We start from the raw sequence: 17,394 nt of genomic DNA on the forward strand, positions 1-17,394 counted from the left end.
CACATCGCGGGCAGCGCGGCGGCCATCAGTTCAGCTTCCAGCTGTGGCGTACGTGGCAGTCGTCGTTGTCCCACCACTGCAGGTCGACCCGCTCGGCGCGGCACCGCGCGGGGACGAGACCGCCGACGGCCGCGCGTACGGTCACGGGGTCGACGGTGGGCGAGCGGCGGTCCAGGGTGAGGTGCGGGACGGGCTGGGGGAACGCGCCGCCGTAGGGCGGGCACTGCGGGAAGGCCGCCACCAGCCGTGCGGTCAGCTGAGCGAAGGGCTCCACCGGCTCCGGCCGCAGATAGATCAACCCGTCGGGGAACTCGCCGAACTCCGCGAGCGTGAAGTCGAACGCCGGGACCGCGTCGAGGACCTGCGCGACCCGCTCCAGTTCCGCCTCGGTGGGCGCCGGCAGCCACGGCCCGAGCAGGGTGATGTGGGAGTTGACGAACGCCGGATCAGCCGAGAGGAACGACGCGTCGTAGAAGGCGGTCCGCTCGCGTACGAAAGGGTCGAGGGCGGGCACCGGCACGACCAGCACACTGTGCCCCATCAGCCGACCTCGGCCATCGCGCTGCCCACCGGTTTCCGTGCCCTGCATGTCGCCGTCAGCCTACGGCAGGGCTGGTGCCCCGCCGCAGGCCGCGCCGGGTTCAGCGGGTGCCGACGGCCAGTTCGGTGTTCACCTGGCGCACCTGCGCCGGCAGCGTGAACAGGTCGATGAGCACGCCGATCAGCAGGCCGCCGAAGGTGAAGAGGTAGAGCAGCCCGCGGCCGGTCTTGCCCAGGTAGAACTGGTGGACACCGAGGACGCCGAGAAAGAGCCAGAGCAGGTAGGCGACGCCGGTCGACTTCTGGTTCGCGGGAATCGGCTGCGACACGTCGTACTCCTGGGGGTGTGCGGCGGCGGTGGGGCCGCCGTCTTCGTTGCTGGTGCCGGCCTGGGGTGGCCGTCCAGCAGGACGGTAGCGAACGCGATCAACAACACGGCCGGCCGCCGACGGGCACGGGGAGCGGCCGGCACCCGGCGGCACGGAGCGGCCGGCGCCCCGGCGGCACTTTTGCGGAATACGCCCCTTCGGTGGCAGCTGCGGTGTTTGCCGGGCAGGGCAATGGGTACGGCGCTGCCAGTTGAACCGGCCGGCGCGCTGACGCCGCAGGTCAGGCGGCGAGAACCGGCGATGGGAGATCGCGATGGAGAGTCGAGTCAAACTGCTGGGCCACCCCGTGCATCCGATGCTGGTGATGTTCCCCGTGGCGCTGCTCATCACCGGCACCGCCTTCGACCTGGTCGACGCCTTCGGCGGTTCGGCGGTCTTCGGCGAGATCGCCTTCTGGAACATCACCATCGGCATCATCGTCGGCCTGGTCGCCGCCGCGGTCGGCTCGTTGGATCTCGCGTCGATCCCGCGGCGTACCCGGGCCAAGCGGGTCGGCCTGCTGCACGCCTCGATCAACGTCGCGGTGCTGCTGCTCTTCGCCGCGGTCTGGGCGCTGCGCGTCGCCGAGGATGGCTACAGCGCGGGCGGGGCGCTCGTCGCCATCGAGGTGGTGGCGCTCGCGGGCCTCGGGGTCAGCGGCTGGCTCGGCGGTGAACTCGTCGACCGGCTCGGCGTCGGCGTGGACAACAACGCCAACGTCGACGCGCCGAGTTCCCTGCGCGGGCCGGTGCCGGCGGCCACCGAACGCGAAGGGCGGCCGCTGGACCGCGACCGCGGCCGGCGCACCGGCGGGGCAGCGGGGAACATCGCCGTCTCCGGTGACCCGGCGGCCGACCGGGAGATGCACCGCCCCGACGTCGCCACCCCCGACGGACACGACCGGCCCCGCGCCGGCGAAGCCCACCCCGACATCGTCACCGGCGACGGTTGGGCGCGGCGCCGTGACCGCGCCCGGGAGGCGGCCGCCGACGGCGGTGACGGGCACCAGCCGACCGGCGACGGGCAGCGCAGTGCGGCCGGGGATGACCGGCGCACCGACAGCGCAGACGAGGTACGGCGTGGCGCGACCGGCATCGCCGGGCACCGCCGCGGCGGCGGCGACGGCACCCGCAACCCCCGCCGGGACTGAGGACCGCACGCATGCCGGAGGCGACCAGAACGGCCGGCGAGCGGCAGACCAGAACGGCCGGCGAGCGGCAGCCGGGGGTGGCCGGGGCTGTCGGCGAACGGCTGCCCGGGGTCGGCCGGATCGCCGTGCTGCGCGCCAACGCCCTCGGTGACTTCGTCTTCGCGTTGCCCGCGCTGGCGGCCCTGCGCGCCGCCTACCCGGACGCCGAACTGGTGCTGCTCGCCGCCCCCTGGCACGCGAAGCTACTGGCCGGCCGGCCGTCCCCGGTGGACCGGGTGCTGGTGATCCCGCCCGCGCAGGGCATCCGCGCCCCCGACCCCGGCGAACCGCAGCCCGCACCCGAGGCGATGCGGCGCTTCGTCGAGGAGACCCGCGCCGAAGGTTTCGACCTGGCGATCCAGTTGCACGGCGGCGGGAAGAACTCCAACCCGATCGTGACCGCCCTCGGGGCGCGGCTGACCGCCGGGCTGCGCGCCGAGGACGCCCCGCCGCTGGACCGCTGGCTGCGTTACGTCTACTACCAGCCGGAGGTATTCCGCTATCTGGAGGTCGCCGGGCTCGTCGGCGCCGCCCCCACCACCGTCCTGCCGTCGCTGACGGTCACCGACGCCGACCGGGCACAGGCGACCGAGGTGCTCGGTGCGCCGACCCGGCCCCGGGTGGCGCTGCACCCGGGGGCGACGGACACCCGGCGGCGCTGGCCGGCCGGGAACTTCGCCGCCGTCGCCCGGGCGCTCGCCGCCGACGGCTTCGAGGTGCTGGTCACCGGCACCCCCGCCGAAGCCGAGACCGTCGACCGGGTGATCGACGCCGCCGCCGGCGCGGCCCGGCCGGTCGTCGGCACGCTCGACCTGGGCGGGCTGATCGGCGCGTACGACCAGTGCGAGCTGGTGATCTCCAACGACACCGGGCCGCTGCACGTGGCAGCCGCGGTCGGCACCCCCACGGTCGGCGTCTACTGGATCGGCAACCTGCTCAACGGGGCGACGCCGTTGCGCGGCGCACACCGCCCGATCGCCTCCTGGACGGTGCACTGCCCGGTCTGCGGCATCGACTGCACCCGCGGCATCTACCCGGCGCGCCCCGGCGACGGCGAGTGCTCCCACCGGGACTCGTTCGTCGGCGACGTACCGGTGGCGGAGGTGCTGGAGGCGGCGCGGGAGCTGCTGCGGCCGCCGTCCTGAGCGGTGAGCAGCACCTCGTACACCTCCACTTCCCGCTCGGTGACCGTCGTCGGCGACTCCAGGTGGTACGCGCCGCTGGGCAGCACCCCGGCACCGCCGTAGCGCTCCAGCACGGCGAGCTGGGCGGCGACGTCCTCGCCCTGGTGCCGGGGCTGCACCCGCCGCCAGAAGTCGAAGCCGCCGCAGTCGAGCAGCCGCTGCCGGTCGTAGAGGACACACCCCCCGACCCAGGCGACCTTGTACGCCTGCCACGCCTCCGCCGGCAGTCCCAGGCCGGCGGTGATGTGCAGCAGGTTCGCGGCCGGATGGATCAGCGAACGGTCCCACTGCGGCGTGCCGGGGCGGACCCGTTCCGGCGTCGGCGGCCCGTCCCACGGCTCGTAGTGGCGGTGGGTCTGCGGGCGTACGTCGTCGACGTAGGAGAGGCCGTGCACGGCGTTGCCGACGAAGCCGCAGTCGAGTGAGTCCAGGGCGGTCAGCAGCCGGCGCAGTGTGCCCGGCTCCAGCCAGACGTCGTCGTCGAGGCAGAGCACCCGGCGGGCCGCGGAGTGGTCCAGCAGCCAGGCCCGGTGCTCGGCGAGCCCACGGCGCGGCAGGTGCCGGGTGAGCAGGACTGGATGCCCGCGGTGGCGCAGCGCGCGGACCATCGTGGCGGCCACCGGGTGGGCCCAGGACGCGGCGGCGTCGGACTGGTCGCTGACCACCACCCCGAAGTCACCAGCGGCCTCCTGCGCGGCCAGCCCGGAAAGGGTCACGGCAAGTTCGGTGGGACGGTTGCGGGTCGGGATGAGCACGTCGAGCTCACGGCCGGTGCGGAACTGCCCGGCCTCGCCCGGATCCAGCGGCCGGTTCACGGTTCCCGGACTCGGTGGTCACGCCCGGCCGCGTCCGCGGGTGCGGTGCCGGCGACGGGATCGGCCGCAACAGGATCGGCCGTGGCGGGATCGGCCGTGGCGGACGCACGGTCCGGGGCCGGGCCGCGGTCGGGGGCCGGGCCGCGGTCGTGGGCGCGGATCCGGTCGATGATCGCCGAGGTGGAGCGGTCCGGGACGTACCCGAGGGTGTGGACCTCGCCGCCGAGGCGGCGCACCAGCGGCGCCTCCGGCACCATCTCCGGCGGGTAGTCGCCGCCCTTGACGTAGACGTCGGGCCGGACCGCCTCGATCAGCGCCGACGGCGAGTCCTCCTCGAAGACCACCACATGGTCCACACAGGAGAGCGCGGCGAGGACCGCCACCCGGTCCTGCACCGGGTTGACCGGCCGGTCCGGGCCCTTGAGCCGCCGTACGCTGTCGTCGGCGTTGACCGCCACCACCAGCACGTCGCCGAGGTGTGCGGCCTGCTCCAGGTAGCGCACGTGCCCCGGGTGCAGCACGTCGAAGCAGCCGTTGGTGAAGACCACCGAGCGGCCCGCGTCCCGGTGCCGTCCGATCAGGTCGAGCAGCTCCGCGGCCTCGGCGACGATGTCGCCGCGTGTGGCCGGCTCCTCGCCGCCCAGGGCCGCCAGCAGGTCGTCGCGGTGGCAGACGCAGGTGCCGGTGGCGGTGACGGTGCTGGTGGCGGCGAGCTGGGCGAGCTGCGCGGCCGTCGGCAGCGGCGCCTGCGCGGTCAGCGCCAGCGTCATCGCCGCCAGGTAGGCGTCACCGGCGCCGACGGCGTGGCTGGCCGGCACCGGCGTGCTGTGGCTGCGCCGCTGCGCCCCGTCGGCACCGCCGACGATCGCGCCGTCGGTGTCCAGGGTGATCGCCACGACCGCGGCGCCGGTGCGTTCCCGCAGCTCCGCGAGGCGGGCGCCGGCCAGCACCGCGCGGTCCGTGCCGGCGCCGGGGGCGGTGCTGACGGTCAGCCCGGCCCCGGTGACGCTGCGCCCGTCGCTGGTCAGCTCCACCCGGTCCGCGCCGGCCGCCGGCTCACCACCGGTGGGCGCCGCGCCCGGATCGTCGGCCGGCGTCGCGACACCGGTCGGGTCGGCCGCGGTGGAGAGCAGCCGGGTCGCCTCGGCGAAGCTCGGTGTCACCACCGTCGGCGCCAGTCCCCGCCAGAGCGCCAGGTCGTGGGCGTCCAGCGCCACGACGCCGAACCGGTCGCGGTGGCGCACCAGCCAGTCCCGTACGGGACCGGGGAGCGCGCCCAGGCCGTAGTCGCAGACGACCAGGGGCGGTGGCGTGCCGTCACCGGCCCGGCGCAGCTCCTCGGTCGTCTCGGCGAGGGTGCCGAGCAGTTCCTCGACGGCCTCGCCGGTGAGCGGATCGTCGGCGCCGCCGGAGTCCTCGCGGAGCAGAATCTGCCCGGCGGCGAGGATCCGCCGCTTCACCGCCGTGTGCCGGCCCGGCAGGCTCACCGTCCGGTCCTGCACGCCGGCGCGTCCCAGACAGTCGTGCAGTTCGTCGGCGGGGGCGTCCGCGCCGACCGGGGAGACCAGGGTCGCCGCACCGCCGAGGGCGGCCAGGTTCACCGCCGTGTTCGCCGCGCCGCCGGCCGCGCAGCTGCGCCGCCGCAGGGTCAGCACCGGCGCGGGCGCCTCCCGGCAGAGCCGGTCCGGGTCGGCGAAACGCCACTCGTCGAGCATCGCGTCCCCGAGCACCAGCACCGGACGTCCGGCCCAGCTGTGGACCACCGACGCGAGCCGCCGTCGATCCGCTCCCGCTGCCGTCATGCGGCGCGGATCCCCCTGTCGGTCCTGCTCAAACCTGCCGCGTACGGCTCCGCGCGGCGTTTGGTGGGGCCGGCTGCGGGAAGCAGGAAGAGGAGCTTTCCCGGGAGAACCGGGGCAACCACCCCCACAGGAAAGGAAACGATGACCATGACGAAGAGTCTGCAAGGCAAGCGGATCGCGTTCCTCGCCACCGACGGGGTCGAGGAGGTGGAGCTCACCGAACCCGCCAAGGCCGTCCGCGCAGCCGGCGGTGAGGTGGACCTGGTGGCGTTGCGGCCGGGCAGCATCCAGGCCTTCAACCACCTCGACAAGAGCAGCACGTACGACGTGGACGTCACCGTCGGCGACGCCGACCCGCAGCGCTACGACGGGCTGGTGCTCCCCGGTGGCGTCGCCAACCCCGACGAGCTGCGCGGTGATCCGGCCGCGGTCCGGTTCGTGCGCTCGTTCTTCGACGCGGGCAAGCCGGTCGGCGTGATCTGCCACGGCCCCTGGACGCTGATCGAGGCCGGGGTGGTGCAGGGACGGACCATCACCTCCTGGCCGAGCCTGCGCACCGACCTGACCAACGCTGGGGCGAACTGGATCGACGCCGAGGTGCACGTCGACAACGGGCTGGTCAGCAGCCGCAAGCCGGACGACATCCCGGCCTTCAACGCCAAGATCGTGGAGGAGTTCGCCGAGGGCGTGCACCGCGGGCAGCGCGAGCAGCAGCGCACGCCGGTCAGCGCCCAGCAGTAGGCAGCAACCGGCCCGCGTCGAAAGGCCGGGCCGTCGCCGTCAACTCGACGCCGCCGGGACTGGTGCCCGGCGGCGTCGGCGGTTGCGGCCAATACCGCCAAAGCTCAGCGGCGGGCGGCGGCCCAGGCCGAGCATGGCGGGGTGGAGGCAACCTTTCCCGCACTGAGCCGGCGTCAACTCTGGCTGCTGATGGCCGGTCTCATCACCGGCATGCTGCTCGCCGCGCTCGACCAGACCATCGTCGGCACCGCGCTGCCCACCATCGTCGGTGAGCTCGGCGGCATCAACCACTACTCGTGGGTGGTCACGGCGTACCTGCTCGCCTCGACCGCCTCGACGCCGCTCTACGGCAAGATGGCCGACCTGGTCGGGCGGCGGCCGGTCTTCCTCTTCTCGATCGGGGTCTTCCTCGCCGGCTCGCTGCTGGCCGGAATGGCGCAGGACATGACCCAGCTCATCGCCACCCGCGGCCTGCAGGGGCTCGGCGCGGGCGGGCTGATGACCCTCGCCTTCACGATCATCTCCGATGTGGTCTCCCCCCGGGAACGCGGCCGCTACCAGGGGGTATTCGGCGCGGTCTTCGGTGTCTCCGCGGTCGCCGGGCCACTGGTCGGCGGCTACTTCGCCGAGACCAACTGGCGCTGGATCTTCTATGTGAACGTGCCGCTGGGCATCGCCGCGATCGTGGTCTGCTACCACGTGCTGCGGCTCGTGCCGTTCCAGCGCCGCCCGCACCAGCTCGACTGGCTCGGGGCGTTGCTGCTGGTGGCCGGGGTCAGCACGCTGCTGCTCGCGCTGAGCTGGGGCGGATCCGAGTACGCCTGGGGCTCACCGGTGATCGTCGGGCTCTTCGCCGCCGGCGTGCTGCTCGGCGCGCTCTTCCTGCTCCAGGAGTCGCGTACGGGTGAACCGATCCTGCCGCTGCGGCTCTTCCGTGGGCGCACTTTCGCCCTGGCCAACATCGCCGGCTTCGTCCTCGGCCTGGTGATGTTCGGGTCGATCATCTACATCCCGCTCTACCTGCAGATCGTCAAGGGGGCCTCGCCGACCCGCAGCGGCTTCCTGCTGCTGCCGATGATGTTCGGGGTGATCGTCACCTCGGTGCTCACCGGCCGGGCGATGAGCCGGATCGGCCGGTACAAGTGGTTTCCGGTGGCGGGCACGGCGATCCTCACCGTCGGGTTGCTGCTGCTGACCCGGCTGCAGGTCCAGACCTCGCTCTGGCTGGCCTTCGGCTATCTGACGGTGCTCGGCATCGGGCTGGGGCTCTGCATGCAGTCGCTGGTGCTCGCCGTGCAGAACGCCATCACCGCCCGGAACATGGGCGCCGGCACCGCCGCGGCCACCTTCTTCCGGTCCCTCGGCGGGGCGTTCGGGGTGGCGATTCTCGGCGCGGTGCTCACGGCCCGGCTCACCGACGGACTCGCCGCGCGGCTGCCCGCGGTCATCGCCCAGCTGCCGCCGGAGCAGGCGGCGGCGGTCGCCGCCAGCGGCGGAGCCGGGATCTCGGTCAACGAACCTGCGGTGATCGTCGGACTCCCCGCGCCGCTGCGCGACGCCATCCGGGGTGCCTTCGTCGACGCCCTGCACAACGTCTTCCTCGCCACCGCCGCGGTCGCCGTGGTCGCCGTCCTGGTCACCCTCGCCCTGCCCGACCGCAGGCTGCGCGGCCCGGGCCCGCAGCTGCCCGCCGACGACGCGGAGGCCGCCGCCCTCCAGGCCCGTACCGAGGGGAGCGCCTGATGCCTGCCCGCCGCCCGATGAGCGGGCGGCGCGGGCTCACTTCAGGACGACGTTGCCGGACTTCTCGAAGGCGGCCAGGTCGGCCAGGGTTTCGATCACCGAGGGGGAGAGCGGGGCCGGGAACTCGTCCGGGGCGCAGAAGCGGGCGTCGGTGGTCTCGTCGGTGACGGTCGCCAGCGTCCCCGACCAGCGGTCGACCCGGAACGCGACGCTGAAGAGCTGGTACGTGTGGCCGTACATGTTGGTGTGGGTACGTTCCGGGCCGGTGTACATGGCCACGGGGGTGACCGCCTCGGCGTGCAGGCCGGTCTCCTCCCGTACCTCCCGGATCACGCAGTCGGAGATCGACTCGCCCAGCTCCATCGCGCCCGCCGGCAGCGCCCAGTGCCCGTTGTCGGAGCGCTGGATCAGCAGCAACCGGCCCGCCTCGTCGCGGACCACGCCCCGTGCGCCGACGAAGAGCAGTACGCGGTCCCCGGCGAGTGCCCGCAGTTGACCGACGTAGGACTCTTCCCAGGAAATGCTCACCGCACCACCTTAGGAGTGCCGGGGCGCCGGCGGGTGGGCTCTGCTGACCGGGGCGGCGCAGAAATCCTCTCCGCAAGCCGCCGCATCAGGTGTATGCGTTTGTATACTTTGCCCATGATGGTCGACCCGTACCGGTTCTCCTGCGCCAGCTACGAGGCGCTCGATCGGGCCGGTGTGGGCTGGCAGGCCGCCCTGCACGTGCTCACCGCGGCCCGGCCGCGGATCGTCCGCCACGTCGGTGCGGTGCTGCACATCGTCGGCGCGGTGCCGGACGGGCGGCTGCTGGCGGTGGCGCTCATCGAGGAGGCCGACGACGAGTACGTCGTGGCCGGGGCGCGGTGGCTCGACGAGGACGAGGCGCAGCCACTGCACAAGCTGATGGAGAGGGACGGACGATGAGTCGAGCAGATGACATCAAGGCGGCCCAGGAGTCGCTCAACAGCCAGGACTGGTCCGGCGCGGTGGTCGACAACACCCCGCCGGCGACGAAGGTGACGATGTCCGCCCGGTATTCGAGCGACATCGCCCAGCGGGTGCTGGAGGACGCGCAGGCGCGCGGTCTCAAGCCGGGCGCGATCCTGCGGGAGATCGTGGAGGCCCACTACGCCGCGCTCGACGCCGCCGGCGACGAGCCGATCACCGTACGGCCCGCCGACGTCGTACGCGCGCTGACCCAGGTTGCCCGGCGAAAGAGTCCCGCCGCTGCGTAGGGGGTTGCCCGACATCCTTCGGCATCGACGCTCGTCGCGCCGGGGGTTCCCCTGGTGTGACCTGGGCCACTAGGTTGGCGACATGCGCAGCACGATGATGGACACTCCGCTGCTGATCTCCCGCCTGCTGGAGCACGGGGCCACCGTGCACGGCAGCGCCGAGGTCGTCACCGCCGGCGGCGCCGAGCCCCGCCGCACGACGTACGCGCAGGTGGGGCGGGATGCCGCCCGGCTGGCGCACGCCCTGCGCGACCTCGGGGTCACCGGCGACCAGCGGGTGGCGACCTTCATGTGGAACAACGCCGAGCACCTCGTCGCCTACTTCGCGGTGCCCGGCATGGGCGCGGTGCTGCACACCCTGAACATCCGGCTCTTCCCCGACCAGCTCACCTACATCGCCAACCACGCCGAGGACCACGTGGTGCTGGTCGACCACACCCTGCTGCCGCTGCTGGCGAAGGTGCTGCCGCAGCTGACGACCGTGCGGCACGTCGTGGTCAACGGCCCCGCCGACCTGGCCGCGCTGCGGCACTCCGCCGGTGACCGGGTCACCGTGCACGCCTGGGACGAACTGCTCGCCGGCCGGCCCGAGACGTACGACTGGCCGGAACTCGACGAGCGCGACGCCGCAGCCCTCTGCTACACCTCGGGAACGACCGGCAACCCGAAGGGCGTGGCCTACTCGCACCGTTCGCTCTGGCTGCACGCGCTGCAGGTCTGCATGCCGGAGGGCTTCGGGCTCGGCGCCACCGATCGGACGCTCGCGGTGGTGCCGATGTTCCACGCCATGTCCTGGGGGCTGCCGTACGCGTCGTTCATGGCCGGCTCCTCGCTGATCATGCCGGACCGGTTCCTGCAGGCCGAGCCGCTGGCCGCGATGATCGCGGGCGAGCGGGCGACGATCGCCGGGGCGGTGCCGACGATCTGGACGGACCTGCTCACCTACCTGGACGCCCATCCCACGGACACCTCCTCGCTGCGGGAGGTGATCGTCGGCGGCTCGGCCTGCCCGCCGGCGCTGATGCACGCCTTCCTGGAGCGGCACGACATCCGCGTCATCCACGCCTGGGGGATGACGGAGACCTCGCCGCTGGGTTCGGTCGCCCGGCCACCGGCCGGCGTCGACGGCGAGCAGGAGTGGCGCTACCGCTACACGCAAGGGCGGGTGCCGGCCGGGGTGGCGGCCCGCATCGTCGGCGCGAGCGGCGAGGTGCTCCCCGCCGACGGCGCCTCCGTGGGGGAGCTGGAGGTCCGCGGGCCGTGGGTCACCGGGCGCTACCTCGGCGAGGAGACGCCCGGGGAGGAGAAGTTCCGCGACGGCTGGCTACGCACCGGCGACGTCGGCGCCCTCTCCGCCGACGGCTTCATCACCCTCACCGACCGGGCCAAGGACGTCATCAAGTCCGGCGGGGAGTGGATCTCCTCGGTGGAGCTGGAGAACGCGCTGATGGCCCACCCGGCGGTGCTGGAGGCCTGCGTGGTCGGGGTGCCCGACGAACGCTGGGGTGAGCGCCCGCTGGCGACGGTGGTCCTCCAGGAGGGGGCGAGCGCCACCCCGGCGCAGCTGCACGAGTTCCTCGCCGGGACGCTGGCGCGCTGGCAGCTGCCGGAGCGCTGGGCGTTCATCGAGGCGGTGCCGAAGACCAGCGTCGGCAAGTTCGACAAGAAGGTCGTCCGTCAGCGCTACGCCGAGGGCGACCTGCGCGCCGAGCAGCTGACCTGACCGCGACCGTCAGCCGGGGCCGCCGGTCCAGCCGGGGCCGCCGGGCGCGGCCCCACGGCTGTCAGCTGTCGCTGGTGGTGATCAGGACCTTGCCGGTGACGCCGTCCTGCACCGCCTGCTGCGCCTCGGCGGCCCGCTCCAGCGGGTAGCGGTGCAGCGGCAGACCCGCCTCCGGACCGACCCGCAGCCCGCCCTGCGCCGCGGCCGCGCCGACGTCGTCGATCGCCCGCGCCTTCGCCAGGCCCGGCGTGTTGTACGTGAAGACGAACTGCCAGCGGGCGTTGCGCACCATCATCGGCCGGATCGGCACCGTCAGCACGTCGCCGCCGGTGTCGGCGTAGACGGCGACCGTGCCGTCCTGCCCGATCAGCTGCGCGTCCAGCCCGGCGTTCTGCGCCGCCGCCACCTCCACGATCACGTCCACCCCGTCCGGCGCGATCTTGCGGACCTCGCCGGCCACGTCCTGCTCGCGGTAGTTGATCACCATGCCGGCGCCGGCGTCCGCCGCCAGCCGCGCCTTCTCCGGGCTGCTCACCGTCGCCATCACCCGGGCGCCCGACCAGGCCGCGAGCTGGATCGCCGCGTTGCCGACCGCGCCCGCCCCGCCATGCACCAGCACCGTGCGGCCGGCCAGCGCCCCCGGACGCAGCTGATCCGGCATGGTCTCGCCGACGGTGAGGCAGCGGTGCGCGGTCAGGAACGGGATGCCCAGGCTCGCCCCCAGCTCGAACGGTGCGGAGCCGAGCCGTACGGCCTGGCGCACCGGCACGACCGTGTACTCCGCGGCGGTACCCCAGGGACGCTGCCAGGCGGCGTCCCAGAGCCAGACCGGTTCGCCGACCAGCGCCTGGTCGACCCCGGCGCCGACCGCCTCGATCACCCCGGCGCCGTCCTGCCCCGGGGTCTGCCAGCCGGCCGGCAGCGGCCAGCTCTGCCGGGCCTTCCAGTCGGACGGGTTGACACCGGAGACCGCCAGGCGCACCAGCACCTCACCGGGGCCGGCCTCGGGAACCGGACGCTCCACCAGGCGCAGCACGGAGGCGTCCCCGCTGCGCTCGTAGACGATCGCCCTCATCTGCGTCTCCTCGCCGTCGGCGCTGTCGAGCCTTCCCCCACAGCTTGCCGGATCATCGCGCACGGACGCGGAGATTCCCGGGTCGGGCGCGGGGAGCTTCCCGTCAGGCGGCCGGGCCGGTGGCGAGTCGCTGCTGCGGCAGGTCGGGGAGCACCAGCGGGAACTCGGTCGGCAGGACAGTACGCGCGGCGCGGCCGATCGGGTCCAGCAGCTCGTCGATCCGCTCCACGTCGGCGGCGTCGAGCCCCCGCCACGGGTGTGCGGCGGCCCGGTCGGTGGCGTCCTCGATCGCCTGGAACTCGGCGCGGCCGCGGTCGGTGGGGGTCCCGTCGGCGGTGAGCCAGCCGCGCGCGATGGCCCGTTCCCGGCCGGCCGCCCACTCCTCGTCGGTCCAGCCGCGTGCGGGCTGGAGGAATTCGCGGCGCTGGTCGAGGGCGGCCCGCCAGGCGAGCACCTCCACCGGGTGGACCCCGGCGGCGACCAGTGCCGCCACGTGTCCGTCGCCGCGCTGTTCGCGCAGGGTGGTGGCGGCCTGCCAGAGCCGGGCCAGCGGTGACTCGTTGCGCGGCAGTGCGGCGTTCGCCGACCCGAGCACCCGCCCGGCCAGCTCCAACCGGTCCACCGCTGCCTCCAGCACGTCGGCCGCCTCGGCGATCCGGTCCTGGGGCTGGTCGTACGTCAGCTCGGCCAGCGCCTGCACGGCGCCGATGAGCCGGGCCCGCAGCACCTCCTGCGGGGTCGCCATCTCCCAGACGTGCGGCAGCGCCCGGGTCACCATCTGCGGGGCGAAACCGAAGAAGGCGGCGATCACCGGGGCGGCGTCGACCGCGCCCAGTGGCGCTGCCCGGCTCGCGAAGTAGCCCCGCCAGTAGCCGCGCAGCCCTGCCGCCCGGAAGGAGTCCAGGGCGCGGGGGTGGAAGTAGCAGACCGCGTGGATGGGCTCGAAGTGCGCCCACATCAGGCGGGCGATACGGCCGGAGTCGTCGTTCACGCGCACCATCCAGAGCTCGGGGGCCAACCCGGTCCGGCAGCGGGCGACGTACGCCCGCTGCGGACCGTCACCGGGTGATCACCCTACCGGTGATGCCAGGTTTCGGGTAACCCGTCTGCCCTGTTCAGCTCGCCGGCTGGGCGTCGAGCACGTCCACCACGAAGCGCAGGTCGCCGGGGATACCGCCGCCGCTGCTCTCGTACGCCATTGCGTAGGGGATGTCGAGCTGCACCCGGCTGCCGACGGTGGCCCCGACCAGGCCCTTGTCCCAGCCCTCGATGACCTGACCGGCGCCCACGGTGAAGTCGAAGGGCTCCGAACCGTTCCAGGAGGCGTCGAACTCCTCGCCACCGGCGTAGGTGACGCCGACGTAGTTGACGACGATGTGGTCGCCGGCGGCGACCTCGGCGCCGGTGCCGGTGATCAAGGTGGTCACCTTCAGGTCGTCGAGCTTGCCCTCGCCCCCGGTCGGCGCCGGACGCACGGCCAGCGCCGGATCGGCGCCTTCCGGCAGCGGCACCCAGGACTGCGCGCTCGCCGGTGCGTCCGCAGCGGGGCTCTCGTCCTCGCCGCCGGAGGTGTTCCAGAGCAGCACCGCAGCGGCAACGAGCAGTACGAGGACGACCGCCCCGCTCGTGAGCGCGGCGACCCGCTGCTGGCGGTGCTTCTTCTGGGCGGCGAGCCACGCCTGGCGCTTGGCGGCCTTCGCGGCGGCCCGCTTCTCGATCTTGGTCATCGGCCGCTGCTTCGGCGACCGGTTCCGCACCTGCTCGCTCACTGTCGTCGACTCCTGTGAAGTATCGGCCGGCGGGCAGCCGGCCCTCGGGGGGACCTCGGCAGAGATTACGTCGGCCGACTATGCGCCCGCTGAGAGCAAGCTTGGAGCATCGGCGGGCCGGATTCCAGGCCGCTCAGGCCGATTTGCGAGTGGTCTTCTTCGCTGCCGGCTTCTTTGCGGCGGGTTTCTTCGGGGCGGGCTTGGCGGTGGTGTCGCTCTTCGTGCTTCCCGGGCCGGCCGCCTTCTTCGCCGCGGCCTTGCCGCTCTTCTTCGCCGCGGGCTCGCCGGCCTTCTTGGCTGCCGTCTTCGTGTCCTTCTCAGCGGCTTTGGTGGCTTTCTTGGCCGGGGCTTTCGCCGCCTTCGCTGCCTTGGCCGATCTCGCCGACGAGATCGGGGTCGGCTCCCCGCCTCCGCCGACGCGACCCTCTCCGCCGCCACCGCCTGAGCGGCCACCCCCGCCGGCGGCGGTCTCGCCGCGGGCGGTGCGGGCCCGGTCGACCGAGGCGCGCAGCGCGGCCATCAGGTCCACCGCCGCGGCCGGAGCCTCCTCGGCCTCCTCCGGTGCGACGATCTCCCGCCCCTCGACCTTGGCGTCGATGACCTCCTGCAGCGCGGCCCGGTAGTCGTCGGTGTAGGCGTCCGGCTCGAACTGCCCGGTCATCGAGTCGATCAGCGAGCTCGCCATCGCCAGCTCCGGTGCGCGTACCGAGATGTCCTCGTCGAGGAAGCCGAAGTCGGGCTGGCGGATCTCGTCGGGCCAGAGCATGGTGTTGAGCACCAGGACGCCTTCGCGGACCCGCAGGGTGGCGAGCTGTTCGCGCTGGCGCAGCGCCACCTTGACGATCGCCACCCGCTCCGAGTCGTTGAGGGCGTCACGCAGCAGGACGTACGGCTTGGTGGCGGTCCCCTCGGGCTCGAGGTAGTAGGCCTTGTTGTAGAGGATCGGGTCGACCTGCTCGGCGGGGACGAACTCGAGCACGTCGATGGCGTGCGAGGTGGTCAGCGGCAGGTCGGCGAAGTCCTCGTCGGTGAGGATCACCATTTCGCCGCCGCCGATGTCGTAGCCCTTGGCGATGTCGTCGTAGCTGACTTCTTCGCCGCAGATCTGACAGGTGCGCTTGTAGCGGATCCGGCCGCCGTCGTCCCGGTGCACCTGGTGAAAGCGAATGTCTTTCTCTTCCGTGGCGGAGTAGAGCTTCACGCCAATGGAAACGAGGCCGAACGACACGGCACCCTTCCAGATCGTGCGCATTTCCCCCGCTCCCTCCACCGGCTCTGAACAGGATGTCATCCCATCGAAGCCGACGCGAGGTGTTCGGCGTCGATCTATAGTCGAGCAATGTCCGGCACGCCGCTTCGGCCGATGCTCGCCGTGGCCGCCGGACTGCCGGAGGGGCCCCAGTGGGCGTACGAATTCAAGTGGGACGGTATTCGCGCGCTCGCCGATATCCGCGGCGGACGGCAGCGTCTTTACGCCCGTTCCGGCACGGAGATAACGGTCGCCTACCCGGAATTGGCGCCGCTGGCGCAGCAGGTCGGTGACGCGCTGCTCGACGGTGAGGTGGTGCGGCTCGGGGAGAGCGGGCAGCCGTCGTTCACCGCGTTGGCCGAGCGGATGCACGTGCGCAACCCCCACCGCGCCGCGCAACTCGCGGCGTCGGTGCCGGTGACGTACATGATTTTCGACGTGATGCGGCTCGACGGCGCCGACCTGACCGGACGGCCGTACCGGTCGCGGCGGGAGGCGCTCGAAGCGCTGGGGCTCGGCGGCGCGCGGTGGGCGGTGCCGCCGGTCTTCGCCGACGGAGTCGCCACCTACGAGGCGGCGGGGGAGAACGGCCTGGAGGGGGTCGTCGCCAAGCGGTGGGAGTCGCTTTACCGGCCGGGGGTGCGTTCGCCGGACTGGGTGAAGGTCAAGCTGGAGGTCACCGGGGACTTCGTGGTGGGCGGCTGGCGTCCGGGCGCGCGTCGCATCGGCGGGCTGCTGGTGGGCGTACCGGGGCCCCGGGGGTTGATTTTCCGGGGTCGCGTCGGCGGGGGCATCGGCGCGGCGATCGAGCGGCAGCTCCTGGCCGAGCTGGAGCCGCGTCGGACGCCGGAGTCACCGTTCGCCGAAGGTCTGCCCCGGGAGGATGCGCGCGGGGCGATCTGGGTAAGGCCGCAGGTGGTGGTGGAGGTGAAGTACAGCCAGCGCACCCCGGACGGGCGGCTGCGTTTTCCCCGGCTGTTGCGGTTGCGCCCCGACAAACCACCGGAGGAGGTCTCCGATGCCGGCTGAGAAGATCCGCGTCGAGGTGCAGGGGCGTTCGCTGGACCTCTCCAACCTGGACAAGGTGCTCTTCCCGGAGGCGGGCTTCACCAAGGGCGAGGTGATCGACTACTACACCCGGATCGCCCCGGTGCTCCTGCCGCACCTGCGCGACCGCGCCCTGACCCGGATCCGCTTCCCCAACGGCGTCGACGACAAGTCGTTCTTCGAGAAGAACGCCCCCGCCGCGACCCCCGACTGGGTACGCGTGGAAACTCTCCCCGCGCCGGGCTCGTCCAAGGCCCGGGAAACCGTGGATTATGTGGTCGCCGACGACCTGCCGACACTGGTCTGGCTGGCGAACCTGGCGGCGCTGGAGCTGCACACCCCGCAGTGGCGCGTCGGCGCGGAGCCGGACCTGATGGTGGTCGACCTGGACCCGGGCGCCCCGGCGGCGCTGCCGCAGTGCGCGCAGGTGGCGCTGCTGATGCGCGACCGGCTCGCCGCCGACGGACTCGACAGCTTCCCGAAGACCTCCGGCAAGAAGGGCATGCAGTTGTGCTGCCCGATCGCCGGAAAGCAGTCCGCCGACGTGGTCAGCGACTACGCTCACCGGATCGCCGCCGAGCTGGAGCGGGAGTCGCCGAAGACGATCGTGTCGAAGATGGCCAAGAAGCTGCGCCCCGGCAAGGTCTTCATCGACTGGAGCCAGAACAACGCCGCCAAGACCACGGTCGCGCCCTACTCGCTGCGGGCCCAGGCGCTGCCATCGGTCTCCACCCCGCTGACCTGGGACGAGGTCACCGATTTCGCCTCGGGCTCCGTGCGCCGGTTCAGCCCCGCCGAGGTCCTGGAGCGCGTCGACACGTACGGCGACCTGCTCGCCCCGCTGCTCAAGGGTGGCCCGAAGCTGCCGGTCTGAGCACTGCCTGCGCCGGCTTCTTCGGTGTGTCGTCTCG

16 protein-coding genes and 2 pseudogenes are annotated in these 17,394 nt (G+C 73.0%); 9 read left to right on the forward strand and 9 right to left on the reverse strand.

Features of this window, described 5'->3' with window-relative positions; translation table 11 throughout:
• Positions 1 to 25 precede the first annotated feature (25 nt).
• Together ACK8GG_RS02365 and ACK8GG_RS02370 are read right to left on the reverse strand one after the other, a co-directional pair.
• The gene (locus tag ACK8GG_RS02365) at positions 26 to 541 is read right to left on the reverse strand and encodes a 2'-5' RNA ligase family protein (RefSeq protein WP_440348484.1); all 516 of its coding nucleotides are present in this window, start codon (positions 539 to 541) and stop codon (positions 26 to 28) included.
• 100 nt (positions 542 to 641) lie between these two features.
• The gene (locus ACK8GG_RS02370) at positions 642 to 869 is read right to left on the reverse strand and encodes a TM2 domain-containing protein (RefSeq protein WP_440348483.1); all 228 of its coding nucleotides are present in this window, start codon (positions 867 to 869) and stop codon (positions 642 to 644) included.
• A gap of 313 nt (positions 870 to 1,182) precedes the next feature.
• On the opposite strand from ACK8GG_RS02370, the pseudogene ACK8GG_RS02375 reads away from it, so the two are divergent.
• Positions 1,183 to 1,650: pseudogene (locus tag ACK8GG_RS02375) on the forward strand (DUF2231 domain-containing protein); the annotation flags it as partial.
• Between the two features lie 419 nt (positions 1,651 to 2,069).
• Positions 2,070 to 3,242 carry a glycosyltransferase family 9 protein gene (locus ACK8GG_RS02380; protein ID WP_440355419.1) on the forward strand — a complete coding sequence of 391 codons (1,173 nt, stop codon included), beginning with the start codon at positions 2,070 to 2,072 and terminating at the stop codon, positions 3,240 to 3,242.
• 5 nt (positions 3,243 to 3,247) lie between these two features.
• Here the strand turns inward: ACK8GG_RS02380 and ACK8GG_RS02385 are convergent.
• Positions 3,248 to 4,096, reverse strand: a pseudogene (locus tag ACK8GG_RS02385) (glycosyltransferase family A protein); the annotation flags it as partial.
• A complete protein-coding gene (gene rfaE2 / locus ACK8GG_RS02390; RefSeq protein ID WP_440355420.1) occupies positions 4,093 to 5,898 on the reverse strand; it encodes a D-glycero-beta-D-manno-heptose 1-phosphate adenylyltransferase in 1,806 nt (601 codons plus the stop codon). The gene rfaE2 and the pseudogene ACK8GG_RS02385, both read right to left, overlap by 4 nt.
• Positions 5,899 to 6,045: 147 nt before the next feature.
• Here rfaE2 and ACK8GG_RS02395 point away from each other — a divergent pair, with 147 nt between their 5' ends.
• Positions 6,046 to 6,639, forward strand: a complete 594-nt coding sequence (locus ACK8GG_RS02395) for a type 1 glutamine amidotransferase domain-containing protein (protein ID WP_440348480.1) — start codon at positions 6,046 to 6,048, stop codon at positions 6,637 to 6,639.
• Between the two features lie 141 nt (positions 6,640 to 6,780).
• Positions 6,781 to 8,382 (forward strand): MDR family MFS transporter, encoded by a 1,602-nt coding sequence (locus tag ACK8GG_RS02400; protein ID WP_440355421.1) that lies wholly within the window; start codon positions 6,781 to 6,783, stop codon positions 8,380 to 8,382.
• A gap of 36 nt (positions 8,383 to 8,418) precedes the next feature.
• On the opposite strand, the gene ACK8GG_RS02405 is transcribed toward ACK8GG_RS02400, so the two are convergent.
• Positions 8,419 to 8,910 carry an NUDIX domain-containing protein gene (locus ACK8GG_RS02405; protein ID WP_440348478.1) on the reverse strand — a complete coding sequence of 164 codons (492 nt, stop codon included), beginning with the start codon at positions 8,908 to 8,910 and terminating at the stop codon, positions 8,419 to 8,421.
• A 114-nt stretch (positions 8,911 to 9,024) separates the two neighbouring features.
• On the opposite strand from ACK8GG_RS02405, the gene ACK8GG_RS02410 reads away from it, so the two are divergent.
• The 3 genes from ACK8GG_RS02410 to ACK8GG_RS02420 all read left to right on the forward strand — a co-directional run bounded on the left by ACK8GG_RS02410 (position 9,025) and on the right by ACK8GG_RS02420 (position 11,343).
• Positions 9,025 to 9,309, forward strand: a complete 285-nt coding sequence (locus ACK8GG_RS02410; protein WP_440355422.1) for a hypothetical protein — start codon at positions 9,025 to 9,027, stop codon at positions 9,307 to 9,309.
• Positions 9,306 to 9,620 carry a hypothetical protein gene (locus ACK8GG_RS02415; RefSeq protein ID WP_440348476.1) on the forward strand — a complete coding sequence of 105 codons (315 nt, stop codon included), beginning with the start codon at positions 9,306 to 9,308 and terminating at the stop codon, positions 9,618 to 9,620. Before ACK8GG_RS02410 ends, ACK8GG_RS02415 begins: the two co-directional genes overlap by 4 nt.
• A gap of 82 nt (positions 9,621 to 9,702) precedes the next feature.
• Positions 9,703 to 11,343 (forward strand): fatty acid--CoA ligase, encoded by a 1,641-nt coding sequence (locus tag ACK8GG_RS02420; protein ID WP_440355423.1) that lies wholly within the window; start codon positions 9,703 to 9,705, stop codon positions 11,341 to 11,343.
• A 61-nt stretch (positions 11,344 to 11,404) separates the two neighbouring features.
• Here the strand turns inward: ACK8GG_RS02420 and ACK8GG_RS02425 are convergent, their stop codons facing one another.
• The 4 genes from ACK8GG_RS02425 to ku all read right to left on the reverse strand — a co-directional run bounded on the left by ACK8GG_RS02425 (position 11,405) and on the right by ku (position 15,439).
• The gene (locus ACK8GG_RS02425; RefSeq protein ID WP_440355424.1) at positions 11,405 to 12,418 is read right to left on the reverse strand and encodes an NADPH:quinone reductase; all 1,014 of its coding nucleotides are present in this window, start codon (positions 12,416 to 12,418) and stop codon (positions 11,405 to 11,407) included.
• 103 nt (positions 12,419 to 12,521) lie between these two features.
• Complete coding sequence (locus tag ACK8GG_RS02430; RefSeq protein ID WP_440348473.1) at positions 12,522 to 13,409, reverse strand: SCO6745 family protein; 888 nt, start codon at positions 13,407 to 13,409, stop codon at positions 12,522 to 12,524.
• A 124-nt stretch (positions 13,410 to 13,533) separates the two neighbouring features.
• On the reverse strand, positions 13,534 to 14,145 hold the full coding sequence (locus tag ACK8GG_RS02435) for an FKBP-type peptidyl-prolyl cis-trans isomerase (RefSeq protein ID WP_440355425.1): 612 nt from the start codon (positions 14,143 to 14,145) through the stop codon (positions 13,534 to 13,536).
• 175 nt (positions 14,146 to 14,320) lie between these two features.
• Positions 14,321 to 15,439 carry a non-homologous end joining protein Ku gene (gene ku / locus ACK8GG_RS02440; RefSeq protein ID WP_440355426.1) on the reverse strand — a complete coding sequence of 373 codons (1,119 nt, stop codon included), beginning with the start codon at positions 15,437 to 15,439 and terminating at the stop codon, positions 14,321 to 14,323.
• 87 nt (positions 15,440 to 15,526) lie between these two features.
• On the opposite strand from ku, the gene ligD (ACK8GG_RS02445) reads away from it, so the two are divergent.
• Entirely contained in the window at positions 15,527 to 16,465 is a 939-nt protein-coding gene (ligD, locus tag ACK8GG_RS02445; protein ID WP_440348470.1) for a non-homologous end-joining DNA ligase, read from the forward strand.
• On the forward strand, positions 16,455 to 17,357 hold the full coding sequence (ligD, locus tag ACK8GG_RS02450) for a non-homologous end-joining DNA ligase (RefSeq protein ID WP_440355427.1): 903 nt from the start codon (positions 16,455 to 16,457) through the stop codon (positions 17,355 to 17,357). The genes ligD (ACK8GG_RS02445) and ligD (ACK8GG_RS02450) overlap by 11 nt, the downstream gene beginning before the upstream one ends.
• Positions 17,358 to 17,394 lie beyond the last annotated feature (37 nt).

This window comes from Melissospora conviva (assembly GCF_049523535.1).
Taxonomy (GTDB): Bacteria; Actinomycetota; Actinomycetes; order Mycobacteriales; family Micromonosporaceae; genus Melissospora; species Melissospora conviva.